The organism is Micromonospora sp. WMMD1076, assembly GCF_029581475.1.
GTDB classification, from domain to species: Bacteria; Actinomycetota; Actinomycetes; order Mycobacteriales; family Micromonosporaceae; genus Micromonospora; species Micromonospora aurantiaca.
Genome location: NZ_CP120862.1, coordinates 2,137,842 through 2,154,370, shown reverse-complemented (window position 1 = coordinate 2,154,370; position 16,529 = coordinate 2,137,842). Strand labels below are relative to the sequence as shown.

Below are 16,529 nucleotides of genomic sequence, written 5' to 3'. Positions count from 1 at the left end.
CCGGTCATCGTGCCCGGCGGGTACGACGGAGAAACGTCAGTCCTCGGCGAGCCGCCGGCCCGCGTCGCGGCAGGCGGTGAGCACCGCGCGGGCGTACCCCGGGGTGGCACCGGCCAGGCCGCACGCGGGGGTGACCACCACCTGCTCGGCCAGCCGGCGGCGGGGGAAGCCGAGCTGGTCCCAGACCCGCCGGACCCGATCGGCGACCTCGGCCGACGTGGGCGTCCGGCCGGACGGCGGCGGCAGCGTCGGCGCGGCGCCGGCCAGCAGCCCGAGCCCGGCGTCGATCGCCTCGCCGAGCGGGTCGAGGTCGGTGACGAGCGACAGGTCGAGCGCGACGCCGACCGCACCGGCGGACCGGATCAGCTCCAGCGGTACGTCCGGCGCGCAGCAGTGCACGAGCGCCGGAACACCGGCCGCCTCGATCACGTCGTGCAGCAGCGTCCGCGCCACCTCGGTCTCCACCGGACGGTGGGTGCCGAATCCGCTCTCGGTGGGCACCCGGCCGGCCAGCACCGCCGGCAGGGACGGCTCGTCGAGCTGGAGCAGCACTGAGGCGCGGGGCAGCCGCCGGGTCACCGCCTCGACGTGCCCGCGCAGCCCTTCGCCGAGCGAGCCGGCGAGGTCGCGTACCGCACCCGGGTCACGCAGCATCCGGCCACCGATCGGCAGCTCCAGCGCGGCGGCGAGGGTGAACGGGCCGGCGGCCTGGACCTTGACCGGTCCGGCGTACGCCTCGGCCTGCTCGGCGAGCTGGTCGAGGTCGCGCTCCATCAGGTCGCGGGCGCGGCGCACGTCCCGGCCGGGGCGCGGGGCGATCCGCCAGCGGGCCGCGTACAGCTCGACCGGCAGTTCGACGAGCAGGCCGGCGGTGCGGCCGACGATGTCCGCGCCCGGTCCCCGGGCGGGCAGCTCGGGCAGGTGCGGCAGTGCGGGCAGCTCGCCGAGCGCGATCCGCTGCGCCTCGGCGATGTCGGTGCCGGGCAGCGACCCGATGCCGGTCGCCGCGCCGGTGGGCCAGGGCCACGCCTGCTCAGTCACGGCCGCAGCCTATCCGCTGCCCGTCGCCGGTCAGGCGGCGGTGATGGTGGCGGAGCCGAGGACCACGTCGCCGGCCGGGTCCGGCCGGTAGGCCACGATCGCCTGGCCGGCTGCGACACCCCGGACCGGGCGGCGCAGCGACGCGCGCAGTCCGTCGGCGTCGACCTCGACGGCGGCCGGCACCACGTCGCCGTGCGCCCGGAGCTGCACCTCGCACTCGACCGGCCCGTCCGGGCGCGGCCCGCCGGTCCACACCGGGCGGGTCGCGCGTACGTCGGAGACCTCCAGCGCCTCGGCCGGGCCGACCGTCACCGTGTTCGTGGTCGGGGTGATGGACAGCACGTAGCGGGGCCGGCCGTCCGGCGCCGGGCGGTCCAGATGCAGGCCGCGCCGTTGCCCGACGGTGTACTGGTAGGCGCCGCTGTGGCTGCCCACCACCGCGCCGGTGAGCGCGTCCACCACCTGGCCGGGCGCCTCGCCGAGCCGCTCGGCGAGGAAGCCGCGGGTGTCGCCGTCGGCGATGAAGCAGATGTCGTGCGAGTCCGGCTTGTCGGCCACGGCGAGGCCGCGCCGGGCGGCCTCCGCGCGCACCTCGGCCTTCGTCGAGTCGCCGAGCGGAAAGATCGACCGGTCGAGCTGCGCGCGGGTCAGGACCGCCAGCACGTACGACTGGTCCTTGGCCGCGTCCACGCTGCGCCGCAGCAGGCCGTCCGCGCCGAGCCGGGCGTGGTGGCCGGTCACCACCGCGTCGAAGCCCAGGGCCACGGCCCGGTCCAGCACCGCCGCGAACTTGATCTTCTCGTTGCAGCGCAGGCAGGGATTCGGGGTACGCCCGGCGGCGTACTCGGCCACGAAGTCGTCCACCACGTCGTCGTGGAACCGGTCGGCCATGTCCCACACGTAGAACGGGATGCCGAGCACGTCGGCGGCGCGCCGCGCGTCCCGGGAGTCCTCCAGCGTGCAGCAGCCCCGGGCGCCGGTGCGGTACGTCTGCGGGTTACGGGCCAGGGCCAGGTGCACGCCCGTCACGTCGTGCCCGGCCTCCACCGCCCGTGCCGCCGCGACGGCGGAGTCCACCCCGCCCGACATCGCCGCCAGAACCCTCACCGGCCCACTCCCCTCGTCCTCACCGAGGGTATCCGGGTCAGCGGGGAGTACGGAGGGCGGCCGCGCGGCGGGCCCGCTCCACCGCTGCGGGCAGGGCGGCGATCAGCGCGTCCACGTCCGCGCCGGTGCTCGTGTGGCCGAGCGTGAAGCGCAGCGAGGACCGGGCCCGGTCGTCGTCGGCGCCCATCGCCAGCAGCACGTGCGAGGGCTGGGCCACCCCGGCGGAGCAGGCCGACCCGGTCGAGCAGGCGATGCCCTGGGCGTCCAGGAGCAGCAGCAGCGCGTCCCCCTCGCAGCCGGGGAAGGAGAAGTGCGCGTTGCCCGGGAGCCGGTCGGCCGGGTCGCCGTTGAAGATCACCTCGGGGACTGCCTGCCGGACCCGCTCGACCAGCTCGTCGCGGAGCGCGGCGACGCGGGCGGCGTACTCCTGCTGGCCCTTGACCGCGGCCTCGACGGCGACCGCGAACGCGACGATGCCCGCGGTGTCGAGCGTCCCGGAGCGTACGTCGCGCTCCTGGCCGCCGCCGTGCAGCAGCGGGGTGGCCACCACGTCGCGGGCCAGCAGCAGCGCGCCCACACCGGCCGGGCCGCCGAGCTTGTGCCCGGTCACGGTGAGCGCCGACACGCCGCTGGCGGCGAAGTCGACGGGGACCTGCCCGACCGCCTGGATGGCGTCGGTGTGGAACGGCACCCCGTGTTCGGCGGCGACGGCGGCCAGCTCGGCCACCGGCTGGACGGTCCCCACCTCGTTGTTGGCCCACATGGCGGTGACCACGGCGACGCGCTCGCCGTGCTCGGCCAGCTCGGCGCGCAGTCGCTCCGGATCGAGCCGCCCGGCCGCGTCGACCGGCAGCCAGCCGGCCTGCGCGCCCTCGTGCTCGACCAGCCAGTCCACCGCGTCGAGGACGGCGTGGTGCTCGACCGCGCTGGAGACCACCCGGACCCGGTCGGCCCGGGCGGCGCGACGAGCCCAGAAGACGCCCTTCACGGCGAGGTTGTCGCTCTCCGTGCCGCCGCCGGTGAAGATCACCTCGGAGGGGCGGGCGCCGAGCGCGGCGGCCACCCGCTCGCGGGACTCCTCCACCCGCCGCCGGGCCCGGCGGCCCGCCGCGTGCAGCGACGAGGCGTTGCCGACCTCGCGGGCGGCAGCGACGTACGCCTCGAGTGCCTCGTCCAGCATCGGGGTCGTCGCCGCGTGATCAAGGTATGCCATCACGGTTCAGCCTAACGGCCTGCGGACCCGGGACCGGGGGCCGGACCGCCCCGCCCCATCCGGGGCGGGGCGGGCCGCTCGGGCCCGCTCACGCGGGAACGGCGGTGATCACGATGTTGTCCCGGTAGCTGCGGGTCTTCGCGTCGAACGGCCCGCCGCAGGTGATCAGCGTGAGGCGGGGACTGCCGTCGCGCGCGAAGTACCGCTCCAGCGGGATCTTCGACTTCCGGTACTCCTCCCGGGCCACCACCCGGTAGGAGCGCTCGCGGCCGTCCGAGCCGGTGGCGGTGAGCTCGTCCCCCCGGCCCAGCTCACGCAGCCGGAAGAACGCCCCCTTGCCCTGCTCGGCGCTGTCCACGTGCCCGGCGATCACCACCGAGCCGGCGCCGGCCTCCAGTCCCGGGCCGTAGCGGTACCAGCCGACCTGGTCCACGCTGGGCGGCACCTCGAACTCGTCGGTGCGCTCGTCGACGCCCACCGGGTTCACGGTGACGGTGACCCGGATCGGCGGGATGCTCAGCCTCACCGGCGGCACGACCTCGCTGTCGGCCGGCAGCGTGCCCGGGTTCACCGGGACCGAACCGCCGCCCGTCGCCGCCGGCGTGGGCGTGGCACTGGCCAGGGCCGTCACCTCGTCGCCGCCGACGTCCTCGGCGGGCTCGGATCCACACGCCACCACGCTCGCCAGGACGAGCGCGGCGGCGCCGGCGGCCATCGCCGCCAGCGCCCCGCGGTTGCGCACCGTCACCGGCGACCGGCCCGGGCGGTTGCCGCCACCCGCGCCCCGCCGCCGACCAGGAGCAGCACGCCGGCCCCGGCCAGCACGTACCACCAGGTGTCCACGCCGGCGCCGGCCTGGCCGCCGGTGCCGCTGGGCACGCCGCCCGGCGCCGAGTGCAGGCCGTTGACGGTCTGGGCGACCACGCTCAGGTTCTTCGCCTCGGCCGAGCCGATCGCGTAGACGATGGTGGCGGTGCCCTCCTTCAGGTTCAGGTCGGCCGGGCCGATGGCGACGGTGTCGGTGCCGGCGAGCACCACGTCCGCCTTGACCGGGCCGGTGGCCACGTCCGCCTTGGCCTCCTTCGGGTTGGTCAGGCCCTCGAACACGGGCTTTCCGCCGGCCCGCACGTCGACGGCCGGGGCGGCGGCGGTGTGCCGGACGATCAGCCGGGCCTTGCCGGCGCCCACCTTGGACACGTCGTTGACGAACGGGGTGATCTGCGGGTTGCCGTCGGCGCTCAGGTGGGCGGCGAGGCTGATGTTCGCCCCGCCCGGCACCGCGGCGTCGTCCACCTTCAGGATCGCCTTGTCGATCGCCTCGCCGGGCTTGGTCAGGGCGATGTCGTACTCCCCCTCGGGCAGGGTGAGCGGGCCGGCGACGTCGCCGGGCTTGAAGTTGCTCAACGTCTTCTCGCCGTTGACGTACACGTCGACCGGGGTGTCCGGGATGCCGTGGACCACGGAGACCTTCGACGAGGCGGCGTAGGCCGGGCTCATGGTGGCGGCGCCGACGCCGGCGAAGGTGAGGGCGGCCACCGCGCCGCCCGCGGCGACCCGACGGAACATCGCGTACTGCATTGTCTGCCTCCTGGTGGTTGATGCTGATTCGTCAGGCCTGGCTTGCAGAACGGGTTACGCCGGCTCCGCCGCCCCCGGATGCGCCCGGATCCGATTTCTTTCTCCCGTCTCCGGGCGCATCCGCCGGACCCTCCGGCGACGAAGGAGAGGTGACGAGGGTCGTGACTGACACGCCGGGAGAGTGGGGCGAAGGCTGTGGGGGTTACAGTCGGGCATGCCCCACGGAAGGCGAGCCGCCCGGTGACGGCGGTGAGGCAGGGCCCCGAACCGCCGGGCGAGGACGACCTCGCCACCCGGTTCCGCGACGGCGACGAGGCGGCCCTGCGAGAGGCGTACGACAGGTACGGGCGGGCGGTGCTGCACCTGGCCACCACGACGCTCGTGAACCGCACCGACGCCGAGGACGTGACCCAGGCGACGTTCGTCGCCGCCTGGCTCGGCCGGGAGACGTTCGACCCGGCGAAAGGCTCACTGGTCGGCTGGCTGCTCGGAATCGGGCGGCGCAAGGTGGTCGACCGGATCCGGGCCGCGGCCCGGGAGACCCGGGTGGTCGAGACGGTGAGGCAACTGCCGGAGCCGGTCTCCACCGGCCCCGACCCGGACACCGTGGTCGACCGGCTGGTGGTCGCCGACGAGTTGGCCCGGCTCCCCGACGAGCAGCGCCGGATGCTCGAGCTGGCGTTCTACGACGACCTGACACACCAGCAGATCGCGGCGGTGACCGGAGTGCCGCTCGGCACTGTCAAGAGTCACATCAGACGCGGCATGCAGAGCCTGAAACGCAGATGGGAGGTGGACGGTGCAGCACCTGGACCACGACCGGCTGGTCTTTCTGGCGCTCGGTGAGAGCGAGGCGGCTGACGGCGAGGCCACCCATCTGGACGCCTGCGACCACTGCCGGGGCGAGGTGGAGACGCTCCAGCACGTCGCCGGGCTCGGCGCGGGCACGCAGGGGCTGGCCGAGCTGCCCGACCCGCCGGAGCACATCTGGCAGGGCATCGTGGCCGAGGTCCGGGCCGCCGAGCAGCTTCCGGCGCTGACCGACAGGCGCCTGCCGCGCCCGGCCGACCCGGTCGAGCCGGCCGCCGTACCCGTCGTGGCACGTCGTCCGCGGCGGAGCCGGCGCTGGCCGGGGTGGGCGACCACGGCGGTCACCGCCACCGCCGCCGCGATGCTCGGCGTGGCGGGCACCGCCGCGGTGCTCGGCGGCGGCGAGCCGACCGATCCGCAGCCGCCGGTGCTGGCCAGCGCGCCGCTCGCCGCGTTCGGTACGACGCCGAAGGACGCCTCCGGCGACGCCCGGGTGCTCGGCGACCACCGGTTGCACCTGCACGTGACGAATCTCCCGACCGTTCCGGGGTACTACGAGGTCTGGCTGATCGATCCGAACACGATGGATATGTTCTCCGTGGGCACGCTGAGCGACGGGTCAGGGGACGCGCTCCTGCCGATCCCCCCGAACGTCGACCTGCGCACCTACACCGTGGTCGACGTCAGCGCGGAGCAGTACGACAACAAGCCCGGCCACTCCGGCGACAGCCTGCTGAGGGGCACCCTGACGGGCTGATCGGCGGGCCGGCTCAGCTCCCCGGCCCGCCGATCAGCTCCCTACGAGGAAAGGCCGCCGCCCGGTGCACCGGGCGGCGGCCTTCTCTCACGCGACGCTCACTTGCGCTTGCGGATCTCCTCGGCGGCCTGCGGGACGACCTTGAACAGGTCGCCGACCACGCCGTAGTCGGCCAGCTCGAAGATCGGCGCCTCGGCGTCCTTGTTCACCGCGACGATGGTCTTCGAGGTCTGCATGCCGGCCCGGTGCTGGATCGCACCGGAGATGCCCAGCGCGACGTAGAGCTGCGGGGAGACCGTCTTGCCGGTCTGGCCCACCTGGAACTGGTGCGGGTAGTAGCCGGAGTCGACTGCTGCGCGGGACGCGCCGACCGCGCCGCCGAGCAGGTCGGCCAGTTCCTCGACCAGCTTGAAGTTGTCGGCGTTGCCGACACCGCGACCGCCGGAGACGACCACCGACGCCTCGGTCAGCTCGGGGCGGGAGCCCTTCTGCTCGGCGACCCGGTCGACGACCTTGGCCAGCTTGTCCGCGTCGGTGGCCGACACGGTGAGCTGCTCGACGGCCGGGGTCGCAGCGGCCGGAGCCGGGTTGAGCGAGTTCGGCCGGACGGTGACCAGCGGCAGGCCCTTGGTGACCTTGGACTTGACGATGGCGGAACCGGCGAACGCGACCTGGGTGGCGGTGCCGTCGGCGGCCAGGCCGACCACGTCGGTCAGGATGCCGTTGTCCAGCTTGACCGCCAGGCGGGCGGCGATCTCCTTGCCCTCCTGCGACGAGGCGAGCAGCACGGCGGCGGGCTGGACGCGCTTGACCAGCTCGGCGACCACTGTCGCCTTGGGGGCCACCAGGTAGCCGTCGATCTCCTCGCCCTCGGCGGCGTAGATCTTCTCCGCGCCGTACTCGCCGAGCTTGGCGCTCAGCGCCTCCGCGGCGCCGGCGCCACCGAGGACGACAGCGCTCGGGGTGCCCAGCTCGCGGGCGAGGGTGAGCATCTCCAGGGTGACCTTCTTGACGCCGAACTCCCGGGTGGCTTCGACGACGACGAGAACCTCAGACATGTCAGTGACCTCTCACACGAACTTCTCGGTGGCGAGGAACTCGACCAGCTTCACGCCGCCCTCGCCCTCGTCGGTGATCTTCTCGCCGCCGGAGCGCGGCGGGCGCTTCGAGTGCTCGACCACGGCGCTGGTGGCGCCGTCGAAGCCCACCTCGGCCGGAGCCACGCCCAGATCACCCAGGGAGAGCGTCTGCACCGGCTTCTTCTTGGCGGCCATGATGCCCTTGAAGGACGGGTAGCGCGGCTCGTTGATGGTGTCCCAGACGGAGACCACGGCCGGGGTCGAGGCGGTGACCACCTCGTAGCCCTCCTCGGTCTGCCGCTCGACGGTCAGGTTCGCCCCGTCGACGGTGAGCTTGCGCGCGCCGGTCAGGGCGGCCACGCCCAGGCGCTCGGCGATCATGTGCGGCATGACCTGGACCCGGCCGTCGGTCGACTCGGCGCCGCAGATGACCAGGTCGGCGTTGAGCTGCCCGAGGGCGGCGGCGAGCACCTTCGAGGTGGCCACCGCGCAGGAGCCGTGCAGGGCGTCGTCCACCACGTGGACGGCCTTGTCCGGGCCCATGGAGAGTGCCTTGCGGATCGACTCGGTCGCCCGGTCCGGACCCATGGTCAGGATGGTGACCTCGCCGCCGTGCGCCTCCTTGATCTTCAACGCCTCTTCGATGGCGTACTCGTCCATCTCGTTGATGACGTTGTTCGCCGAACCGCGGTCGACGGTGTTGTCGTCAGAACGCAGGTTGCGGTCCGCGCCCGAATCGGGCACCTGCTTGACGAGTACGACGATGTTCATCGCGCTTCGACGACCCTCCTGTTTGGTGTAGCGATCACTCGCCCGGTCACGGGCGCAGCCTCCCGCGTGACGCAACGTGGGTCAACCGCGGGCTGCTGTGCACTTCCCCACGGGGCAATGTTACCCGCAAGTAGCATGGCCGCTCCGGCGGCCCGGAGTGACGCGACTCACCACCGTCACGCCGGCCCGGCCAGCGCCTGCCGGATCTTCTCGATCGCCGCCGCCTCGGCCGGCTCGATCCCCCGGTGCGCCTGCGCCACCCGCTCCGCCGCGGCCAGCACCACCGACCGGTACGTCTCGACGTCACCCGGCGACTTGGCGCGCAGGACCTCCACCGACCGGCCCAGCGCCGGCAGCACCACCGACTCGACCTCCAGGACCGAGTCCCGGGGGAGCTGCGGCAGCGGCCCGGTGGTCAGCGCCTCCTTGACCACGCCCCCCACCTCGGCGAGCGCGCCGGAGGCGGCGAAGCTCTCCCGCACCATGGCCAGCACCCCCGGTACGGCGTTGGAGACCAGGAACACGGCACCGAAGGCGCCGGTCTTCAGGGTGAGCCGCTCGTCCGCCGTCAACCGTTCCATGATCACGGAGTGTAGACGTACGGCGTGGAGGTGGTGACCGCAACGAGCCCGAGCCGCTCCAGGATGGGTCGGCTGTCCGGCGAGCAGTCCACCTGCAGCAGCGACTTGCCGCGCTGCTGCGCCAGCCGCGCCCGGTGGGCCACGAGCGCCCGGTAGACGCCCTTCCTGCGCCACTGCGGCAGCGTCGAGCCGCCCCAGAGGCTGGCGAAGCCGGTCCCTCGCTGGTAGCGGATCCAACCGGCGCTGATCACCGTCTCGCCCGCCTCCGCCACCACGATCGTGATCGACTGCGGGTCGGCCTCGATCTCCCGGACCAGCCCGTACACCAGGTGGCTGCGGTCGGAGTGCCAGACCTCCTCCTCCATCGCGGCGATCCGCTCCAGGTCGGCCCGGCCGGTGACCTCGCGCAGGCGTACCCCCTCGGGGAGCACCGGGACGGCGGCGGCGAGCGGCGCGACCGGACCGACCACTACCGTCTCCTGGTCCTCCGGCACGAACCCGGCGGCCCGCAGCCGGTCGCCCAGGTCGGCCGGCTCGTCGTGACCGGCGAGCTTCCACTCGACCGGCTCGCCCCGGTCCCGGAAGACCTCGACCTGCCGGGCGATCAGCGCGTCCAGCTCGGCGCCGGCCAGACCGTCGAGCGTCCGGTACGTCAGGAAGCCGCGGCGGTCGAGCCCGAGCACGCGGAACAACGGGCCGTCGCGCTCCACTGTCACACCCGCCGGCAGCGGGTCCGGCAGCTCCGGTCGGATCTGGCTGTCGTAGGCGTCGCGCAGCTCGCGCGCGTCAAGATCGGTCATCCCCCCAGGCTAGGCGCGGGGCAAAGCGGATAATCGGCAGCGTGTGGGAGTCGATCAAGAGCTGGTTCGACCCGCGTGAGCTGCGTTCGATCGGCACCCCGCCGGACTACCGCTTCTCGCTGGCGAACGAACGGACGTTCCTGGCCTGGCTGCGAACAGGTCTCGCGCTGGTGGCGGGCGGGCTGGCCGCCGCGCAGTTCCTACCGCCGCTGCGCCTGGCCCACCTGCGCGAGACGCTCGCGGTAGTGCTGCTGCTGCTCGGCGCCACCGTCTCGATCCGGGCGGTCGACCACTGGGCGCGCACCGAGCGCGCCATGCGGCTCGACGAGGAGTTGCCCGCCTCCCGCTTCCCGGCCGTCCTCGCGCTCGTCGTCGCGGTCGGCGCGCTGCTGCTGGTGGCCGCCGTGCTGCTGGGCGGCGCGCGGTGACCCGTGACCCGGGCCTGCAACCCGAGCGCACCCGGCTGGCCTGGCGGCGGACCCTGCTCACGCTCACCGCGGTGCTGCTGCTCCAGCTCCGGCCGGCGTTCGGCGGCCGGGCCGCGGACGCGGCGCCGGCCGGGCTCGCGGTAGTGCTCTGGCTCGCCGTGCTGGTGGTGACGTGGCACCGGGCCACCGGCACCGGACCGCGCCGGCTCGACCGCTGGTCGGTGCCGCTGACCGCGCTCGGTGCGGCCGGACTTGCGGTGCTCGGTGTGGCGCACGTGCTCGGCGGGGTGCGCTGACGAGCGGCGGTGAGCCATCATGGGGCATGGCCCGCCTCTACGTGCTGCTCTTCCTGGTCCAGATCGTCCTCGCCGTGTGCGCGCTGATCAGCTGCCTCTCCGCCGACGAGGAGAAGGTCAAGGCGCTGCCCCGGATGATCTGGGTGCTGATCATTCTCTTCTTCCCGCTGGTCGGCTCGATCGCCTGGTTCCTGGTGGGGCGCGAGCGCCCGGCCGGAACCGTCGGCGTCACCGGCACGGCCCGTCCCGCCGCCCCGGCCCGCCCCCCGCTCGCGCCGGACGACGACCCGGAGTTCCTCGCCTCCCTCGACGAGCGCTCCCGCCGCGAGGACCAGGAACGGCTGCGGCTCTGGGAGGAGGACCTGCGCCGCCGCGAGGAGGAGCTGCGCGGCCGCCCGGACGACCGGGACCGCCCCGAGGTCTGAGACGCGCCGCGGGCCGCCCGCCGGTCACCCGGTGGACGGCCCGCACGCGCCGTGTTCAGGCCAGGTTCGACGACCGGGGGTACGCGTCAGCGGGGTCGGTCAGCACGTTCACCAGGTACGGCACGCCCGAGTCGAACGCGCGCCCCAGCGCGGGCCCGAGGTCGGCGGCCTTCTCCACCGTCTCGCCCGCGCCGCCGAGCGCCTCGACCACCTTGTCGTAGCGCAGGCCGGGCTGGAGGTCGGCGGCCACGTCGTAGCCGTACATCGCCCGCATCGGGTGCTTCTCCAGCCCCCAGATGCCGTTGTTGCCGACCACGATCACCACCGGCAGCTTCTGCCGGACCAGCGACTCCACGTCCATCAGCGAGAAGCCGGCCGCGCCGTCGCCCATCAGCACGCAGATCTGCCGGTCCGGGTGGCTGACCCGGGCGCCCATCGCGTAGCCCATGCCGGTGCCGAGGCACCCGTACGGGCCGGGGTCGAGCCAGGTGCCCGGCTGGGCGGGCTCCAGATAGCGGCCGGCGTACGACACGAAGTCGCCGCCGTCGCCGATGGTGATGGCGTCCGGGGCGAGCACCCTGCGCAGCTCGCCGTAGATCCGGGCCGGGCGGATCGGGTCGCTCTCGGCGGCCATCTCCTCCGCGTCGCGGCCCTTCGCCGCGTCCTCGGCGGTCCGCAGCTCGGCGATCCAGTCGGTGTGGTCGGCACGGTCACCGGTGTGGTCGGCGAACGCGCCGAGGATCAGCCGCAGGTCACCGGCGGGCGCGGCGGCCGGCTGCACGTGCCCGGCCCGCTGGCTGGGCGCGTCCACGACGTGCACCACCTGGGCATCGCCGAAGTCGCCGAAGGAGAGCCGGAAGTCCAGCGGGGTGCCGATCACCACGACCACGTCGGCGCCCTTGAGCGCGACCCGGCGGGCCTTGGCGAAGGCGAGCGGGTGCTCCGGCGGCAGCGCGCCCCGGCCCATGCCGTTGGTGAACACCGGCACCCGAAGCGACTCGGCGGCGGCGCGCAACGCCTCGACGGCGTCGCCCGCGTACACGTCGGAACCGGCGATGACCACGGGCCGGGACGCGCCGGCGATCAGGCGGGCCGCCTTCGACACCTCGTCCGGGTCCGGCTCGATCGGCGCCGGCGGCGTGACCGCCGGCAGGTCGGCGTCACCGACGGAGAAGACCGCCTCCAGCGGGAAGTCCAGGAACACCGGGCCGCGGTGCGGGGTGAGCGCGGTGGTCAGCGCCGCCGACACCGCGCGCGGGATGTCGTCGGCGCTGAACACCGTCTCGGCGTGCTTGGTCACCGGCGCGACGAGCGGCAGGTGGTCCATCTCCTGGAGGCTGCCCGAGCCCCAGCGGAACTGCGGCGCCCGCCCACCGAGCACCAGCACCGGCGAGGCGTTGAAGAACGCGCTGGTCAGGCCGGAGACCCCGTTGGTGACGCCGGGGCCGGCGGTGAGCACGGCCAGGCCGGGGCGGCGCTGGAGCTTGGCCACCGCCTCGGCGGCGAACACCGCGGACTGCTCGTGCCGCACGTCGTAGAGGGGGAAACCCGCCTGGTGCGCGGCGTCGTACAGCGGGAAGACGTGCCCGCCGGAGAGCGTGAACATCTCCCGTACGCCGTGCGCGCGTAGTGCCGCGAGTGCCAGATCGCCGCCGTGGCCCTCGATCCGCTCCGTCATGCCATTCCCCTTCGTCGACCGACCGGGGTCACGTTACTGGCCGGTATCGCGGATGTGAACAGCTCTCGCGTCAGCGACCGGTGAAGCCCGGCTTGCGCTTCTCCACGAACGCGGCCATGCCCTCGCGCCGGTCGTCGGTGGCGAACAGCGCCGCGAAGAGCTGGCTCTCCCACGCCAGGCCGGAGGTGAGGTCCATGTCCAGGCCGCCGTCGACAGCCGCCTTCGCGGCGCGCAGCGCCTGCACCGGCCCGGTCAGGAACGGCTTCACGTACGCCACGGCGGCGTCGTAGACCTCGGCGGCCGGGACCACGCGGTCGGCCAGGCCGATCCGCAGCGCCTCGGCGGCGTCGACCATCCGCCCGGTCATGATGAGGTCCTTGGCGCGGGCCGGGCCGACCAGGCGGGCCAGCCGCTGGGTGCCGCCGGCACCCGGGATGATGCCGAGCTTGATCTCCGGCTGGCCGAGCTTGGCATCCTCGGCGACGATCCGCCAGTCGCAGGCCAGCGCCAGCTCGCAGCCGCCGCCGAGCGCGTACCCGGTGATCGCGGCGACGACCGGCTTGGGGATGCGGGCGATCGCGCCGAGCGCGCTGGACAGGTCGGCCGCGCGCTCCGCCATGTCCACGTAGGACATGTCGGCCATCTCCTTGATGTCCGCACCGGCCGCGAAGACCTTCTCGCCGCCGTACACGATCACGGCGCGGACCTCGGCGTCGGCGGTGGCCGCCGACGCGGCGGCGCGCAACTCCTCCTGCACCTGGGTGTTGAGCGCGTTCATCGGCGGCCGCTCCAGCCGGATGGTGCCGATGCCGTCCTTCACTTCCAGCCTGACGAACTCGCCCACGCTGCCCTCACTTCCTCGTCGAAGTCGCGTGCCAACCTTACGACTCGCCTCGTTGGGGTAGACAGTGTGGTGTCGGCGACTCCCCAGGTCGCCGCGCCGGAGTCGCCGCCCCGCCACCGGGAGTGAGGCCATGATCACCTACTACGACGACCGCTCCGTCCAGGTCACCTCCACAGCGGTACGGGTGGACGGGCGCAGCTATCCGCTGGCCGAGCTGACCACCGTGTGGCACCGGCGGGGCGACCGCTCCTGGCGGGTGCTCGCCGGGCGCGGCGCGATCGGGGCCGCGCTCGCCGGGCCGCTGGTGGCCGCCGTGCTGGGCATCGCGCTGGCCGTGTGGCTCCAGCGCTCGGCGGCGGTCACCGTCGCCGTCGTCGGCGTCTCGGTGCTGGTCGGCCTCGCCGTCGGCCCGCTCGCGGACTTCCTCTTCGAACACCTGGACCGCTCGTACGCCCGGGGCAGCCGGGAGATGGAGATGTGGGCCGAATGGCGGGGCCGCCCGGTGCGGCTGCTGCACACCCGCGACGCGATGCGCTTCGGGCAGGTCTACCGGGCGGTGCAGCGGGCCATGGAGAGCCTGCCGCCCGCGCCGGGTCGCCCCGGGCCGGGCCGTGCCGCACCCGGTCGTCCCGCGACCGGTCCTGCCGCGACGGGTCAGAACGTGATCGGCTCGTCCGGCAGCAGGCCGAGCCCGCGCAACAGGCCGTAGGTGGCCTGCTCGCCCCAGAACTGCACGATCCGGCCACCGGCCAGGCGGTACGTCTTGCGGGCTCGTCGCCGCCGGTTCCGGCCCCGCTCCGGTCCGCCATGCCGCCAGCCTACCGGCGCACGCATCGCCGGCATCGACACGCGCGGTTAGGCTGATTCATGGTCCTCTATTACCGGGACGACGCCGTGCAGGTCACCTCGGAGGCGATCCACGCGGGCGGGCAGGTCGTCGCGCTCGCCGACGTCACGTACGTCTGGCACGCGCGCGGCACCACCACACTCGCCGTCCGGGGGCGGGTGCTGGGCCGCGGCGTGCTGGTCCTGCTGCTGTCGCTGCCGCCACTGGTCGCGGTGGTCTGCGTGCTCTCGCTGGCCTGGTCCGCGCAGGACCGCGGCGAGTGGAAACTCGCCCTGATCATCCTGGCCGCGTTCGTGGTGGCCGGTCTGGCGCTCACCCCGTTCCTGGAGGTGCCGCTCGGCTGGCTGGACCGCTCCTACGAGCGCGGCAACCGGGTGCACGAGCTGTGGGTGCAGCACCACGGCCGGGAGACGATGCTGGTCCGCACACCGGACGCGCTGCGGTTCGGGCAGATCTACCGGGCCGTGCAGCGGGCCGTCGAGCAGGGCGACCTGCGGTGAGCCGGCCCGGCGCGCGGCGGCCACCTCATCCGGCGGCACTGGCCGCGACGCCGCACACTGGATGCCATGGCGATCCCTCTTCCCCGGCCCGGCGCCCTGCTCGGCCTCACCCGTACCGCAGTGGACCAGGCGCTCGGCTCGGCCGCCACGGTGGCCTCGGTACCCGCTCGCGCCTTCGCCGTCCTCGACCAGGTGGAGGCGCTGGTCCGGCGGATCGACGGGGTGGTGGACCGGATCGAGGGCACGCTCGACCGCACCGACCGGGTGCTCACCGACGCGGAGACGGCGGTCCGCGAGGTGGCGGTGATCAGCGCCGCCGCCACCGCGGCGATCGACACGGCGACCGAGGTGGCCGCCGCGGCGACTGTGGTGGTCGGCGAGGCGCAGCGGGTCTCCGAGGCGGCGGCCACCGTGGTCGGCGAGGCCGACCGGGTGGCCCGGACGGCGGCCGGTGTGGTGACCGAGGCGGAGACGGTGACCGCCCGCGCGGCGGGCACGCTGGCGACCGCCGAGAAGGCGACGGGCGTCGCGACCGAGCTGCTGACCGCGTACGAGGCGACGCTGCGCCGGGCCGCGCCGATGGCGGCCCGTTTCGTGGAGCAGCTCAGCCCGGAGGAGGTGACCGCCGCGATCCGGCTGGTGGACGAGTTGCCGAAGCTCAAGGACCATCTCACCTCGGACGTGCTGCCGATCCTGGCCACGCTGGACCGGGTCGGCCCGGACCTGCACGACCTGCTGGACGTCACACGCGATCTCAAACTGGCGGTCGCCGGCATCCCCGGGCTCGGCATGCTGCGCCGCCGCGGCGAGCGCCTCACCGACGAGGTGTAAGGAAGGGCCCCTTCTTAACGCCTCCGGTAGTGGAAGGGCCCCTTCTTAACCGCCGGGGAACAGCTCGTCGATCTCCGCGCGGTGCGGCAGCGCCACCGAGGCGCCGAGCTTGCGCACGCACGCCGCACCCGCGGCCGCCGCCCAGCGGACCGCGTCGGCCAGGTCCCGCCCCTCGCCCCAGGCCACCGCGAGCGCGGCGGTGAACGCGTCCCCGGCGGCGGTCGAGTCGACCACGTCCACCGGCACCGCCGGCACGTGCGTCGGCGGCCGCTCCCGGTCGACGTACCAGGCACCGTCGCCGCCGAGGGTGAGCACCGCCCGGGGCACCAGGTCGAGCAGCGCCGCCGGCTCGTCCCGGCCGCGACCGGTCAGCGCCTGCGCCTCCGGCTCGTTCACCACGAGCAGGTCGGTGGCCGCCAGCAGCTCGGCCGGCACCGACCGGGCCGGCGCGGCGTTGAGCACCACCCGGGCGCCCGCGGACCGGGCCGCCAGCGCCGCCTCGGTCACCGTCTCGACCGGCACCTCCAGCTGCGCGACCAGCACGTCCGCATCGCGTACGGCGGAAAGCTCGTCGGCGGTCAGCGACGTGAACGCGGCGTTCGCCCCGGGGGTGACCAGGATGGCGTTCTCCCCCGCGCCACCGACCATCACCAGCGCGACGCCGGACGGGCCGTAGACCACCCGCAGGTGGCCGGTGTCCACGCCGGCCGCTGTCATCCGGGCCCGCAGCGTCACGCCGAACGAGTCCGAGCCGATCGCGCCGAGGAAGACGCAGGAGGCTCCGGCGCGTACCGCGGCGACCGCCTGGTTGGCGCCCTTGCCGCCGGGCAGCATGACGAAGTCGTCGCCCAGCACCGTCTCGCCGGGCCGGGGCAGCGCGGCGCCGATGCCGACCAGGTCCATGTTGGCGCTGCCGACGACGGCGATCCGGGTCTGCGGCACT

The 16,529-nt window shown here is 74.2% G+C and carries 21 protein-coding genes; 8 read left to right on the top strand and 13 right to left on the bottom strand.

Annotated features, from left to right (window positions below; genetic code table 11):
• Window positions 1-36: 36 nt before the first annotated feature.
• The 5 genes from O7622_RS10590 to O7622_RS10570 form a co-directional block, all read right to left on the bottom strand.
• On the bottom strand, window positions 37-1,041 hold the full coding sequence (locus O7622_RS10590) for a methionine synthase (protein ID WP_282313187.1): 1,005 nt from the start codon (window positions 1,039-1,041) through the stop codon (window positions 37-39).
• A gap of 30 nt (window positions 1,042-1,071) precedes the next feature.
• Window positions 1,072-2,148, bottom strand: coding sequence for a tRNA 2-thiouridine(34) synthase MnmA (mnmA, locus tag O7622_RS10585; protein ID WP_013284461.1), 1,077 nt, complete (start codon window positions 2,146-2,148; stop codon window positions 1,072-1,074).
• A 37-nt stretch (window positions 2,149-2,185) separates the two neighbouring features.
• Complete coding sequence (locus tag O7622_RS10580) at window positions 2,186-3,361, bottom strand: cysteine desulfurase family protein (protein WP_282313186.1); 1,176 nt, start codon at window positions 3,359-3,361, stop codon at window positions 2,186-2,188.
• Between the two features lie 88 nt (window positions 3,362-3,449).
• A complete protein-coding gene (locus O7622_RS10575) occupies window positions 3,450-4,109 on the bottom strand; it encodes a class F sortase (protein ID WP_282313185.1) in 660 nt (219 codons plus the stop codon).
• Window positions 4,106-4,939, bottom strand: a complete 834-nt coding sequence (locus O7622_RS10570) for a DUF4397 domain-containing protein (protein ID WP_282313184.1) — start codon at window positions 4,937-4,939, stop codon at window positions 4,106-4,108. The genes O7622_RS10575 and O7622_RS10570 overlap by 4 nt, the downstream gene beginning before the upstream one ends.
• Before the next feature lie 240 nt (window positions 4,940-5,179).
• Between O7622_RS10570 and O7622_RS10565 the strand changes: the two genes are divergently transcribed.
• Together O7622_RS10565 and O7622_RS10560 are read left to right on the top strand one after the other, a co-directional pair.
• A complete protein-coding gene (locus O7622_RS10565) occupies window positions 5,180-5,785 on the top strand; it encodes a sigma-70 family RNA polymerase sigma factor (RefSeq protein ID WP_282313182.1) in 606 nt (201 codons plus the stop codon).
• Entirely contained in the window at window positions 5,739-6,506 is a 768-nt protein-coding gene (locus O7622_RS10560) for an anti-sigma factor (protein ID WP_282313179.1), read from the top strand. The genes O7622_RS10565 and O7622_RS10560 overlap by 47 nt, the downstream gene beginning before the upstream one ends.
• Window positions 6,507-6,604: 98 nt before the next feature.
• Here O7622_RS10560 and O7622_RS10555 read toward each other — a convergent pair whose 3' ends face one another.
• The 4 genes from O7622_RS10555 to O7622_RS10540 all read right to left on the bottom strand — a co-directional run bounded on the left by O7622_RS10555 (window position 6,605) and on the right by O7622_RS10540 (window position 9,737).
• Window positions 6,605-7,564 carry an electron transfer flavoprotein subunit alpha/FixB family protein gene (locus tag O7622_RS10555; RefSeq protein ID WP_282313177.1) on the bottom strand — a complete coding sequence of 320 codons (960 nt, stop codon included), beginning with the start codon at window positions 7,562-7,564 and terminating at the stop codon, window positions 6,605-6,607.
• A 12-nt stretch (window positions 7,565-7,576) separates the two neighbouring features.
• Complete coding sequence (locus tag O7622_RS10550) at window positions 7,577-8,356, bottom strand: electron transfer flavoprotein subunit beta/FixA family protein (RefSeq protein ID WP_120571331.1); 780 nt, start codon at window positions 8,354-8,356, stop codon at window positions 7,577-7,579.
• Between the two features lie 176 nt (window positions 8,357-8,532).
• Window positions 8,533-8,937: a hypothetical protein gene (locus O7622_RS10545; protein WP_282313173.1), complete on the bottom strand. Its 405-nt coding sequence runs from the start codon at window positions 8,935-8,937 to the stop codon at window positions 8,533-8,535.
• Window positions 8,938-8,939: 2 nt separating this feature from the next.
• The gene (locus O7622_RS10540) at window positions 8,940-9,737 is read right to left on the bottom strand and encodes a GNAT family N-acetyltransferase (protein WP_282313172.1); all 798 of its coding nucleotides are present in this window, start codon (window positions 9,735-9,737) and stop codon (window positions 8,940-8,942) included.
• A 41-nt stretch (window positions 9,738-9,778) separates the two neighbouring features.
• Here O7622_RS10540 and O7622_RS10535 point away from each other — a divergent pair, with 41 nt between their 5' ends.
• The 3 genes from O7622_RS10535 to O7622_RS10525 are packed head-to-tail and all read left to right on the top strand — an operon-like array spanning window position 9,779 to window position 10,886.
• Window positions 9,779-10,165 carry a DUF202 domain-containing protein gene (locus O7622_RS10535; RefSeq protein WP_282313171.1) on the top strand — a complete coding sequence of 129 codons (387 nt, stop codon included), beginning with the start codon at window positions 9,779-9,781 and terminating at the stop codon, window positions 10,163-10,165.
• Window positions 10,162-10,461: a DUF202 domain-containing protein gene (locus tag O7622_RS10530; RefSeq protein WP_282313170.1), complete on the top strand. Its 300-nt coding sequence runs from the start codon at window positions 10,162-10,164 to the stop codon at window positions 10,459-10,461. The genes O7622_RS10535 and O7622_RS10530 overlap by 4 nt, the downstream gene beginning before the upstream one ends.
• Window positions 10,462-10,487: 26 nt before the next feature.
• Entirely contained in the window at window positions 10,488-10,886 is a 399-nt protein-coding gene (locus O7622_RS10525; protein WP_282313168.1) for a PLD nuclease N-terminal domain-containing protein, read from the top strand.
• A gap of 55 nt (window positions 10,887-10,941) precedes the next feature.
• Here O7622_RS10525 and O7622_RS10520 read toward each other — a convergent pair whose 3' ends face one another.
• A complete protein-coding gene (locus O7622_RS10520) occupies window positions 10,942-12,564 on the bottom strand; it encodes an acetolactate synthase (RefSeq protein WP_282313167.1) in 1,623 nt (540 codons plus the stop codon).
• Between the two features lie 70 nt (window positions 12,565-12,634).
• Window positions 12,635-13,408 (bottom strand): enoyl-CoA hydratase-related protein, encoded by a 774-nt coding sequence (locus tag O7622_RS10515; RefSeq protein ID WP_120571337.1) that lies wholly within the window; start codon window positions 13,406-13,408, stop codon window positions 12,635-12,637.
• Between the two features lie 130 nt (window positions 13,409-13,538).
• Between O7622_RS10515 and O7622_RS10510 the strand changes: the two genes are divergently transcribed.
• A complete protein-coding gene (locus O7622_RS10510) occupies window positions 13,539-14,117 on the top strand; it encodes a DUF6232 family protein (RefSeq protein ID WP_282313165.1) in 579 nt (192 codons plus the stop codon).
• On the opposite strand, the gene O7622_RS10505 is transcribed toward O7622_RS10510, so the two are convergent.
• Complete coding sequence (locus O7622_RS10505) at window positions 14,063-14,242, bottom strand: hypothetical protein (RefSeq protein ID WP_282313164.1); 180 nt, start codon at window positions 14,240-14,242, stop codon at window positions 14,063-14,065. The genes O7622_RS10510 and O7622_RS10505 overlap by 55 nt on opposite strands.
• A 33-nt stretch (window positions 14,243-14,275) precedes the next feature.
• On the opposite strand from O7622_RS10505, the gene O7622_RS10500 reads away from it, so the two are divergent.
• Together O7622_RS10500 and O7622_RS10495 are read left to right on the top strand one after the other, a co-directional pair.
• Window positions 14,276-14,755, top strand: a complete 480-nt coding sequence (locus tag O7622_RS10500) for a DUF6232 family protein (protein WP_018786214.1) — start codon at window positions 14,276-14,278, stop codon at window positions 14,753-14,755.
• Between the two features lie 66 nt (window positions 14,756-14,821).
• Window positions 14,822-15,586, top strand: coding sequence for a hypothetical protein (locus tag O7622_RS10495; RefSeq protein ID WP_282313163.1), 765 nt, complete (start codon window positions 14,822-14,824; stop codon window positions 15,584-15,586).
• A gap of 45 nt (window positions 15,587-15,631) precedes the next feature.
• Here the strand turns inward: O7622_RS10495 and O7622_RS10490 are convergent, their stop codons facing one another.
• A complete protein-coding gene (locus O7622_RS10490; RefSeq protein ID WP_282313162.1) occupies window positions 15,632-16,528 on the bottom strand; it encodes a ribokinase in 897 nt (298 codons plus the stop codon).
• Between the last annotated feature and the right edge of the window lies 1 nt (window position 16,529).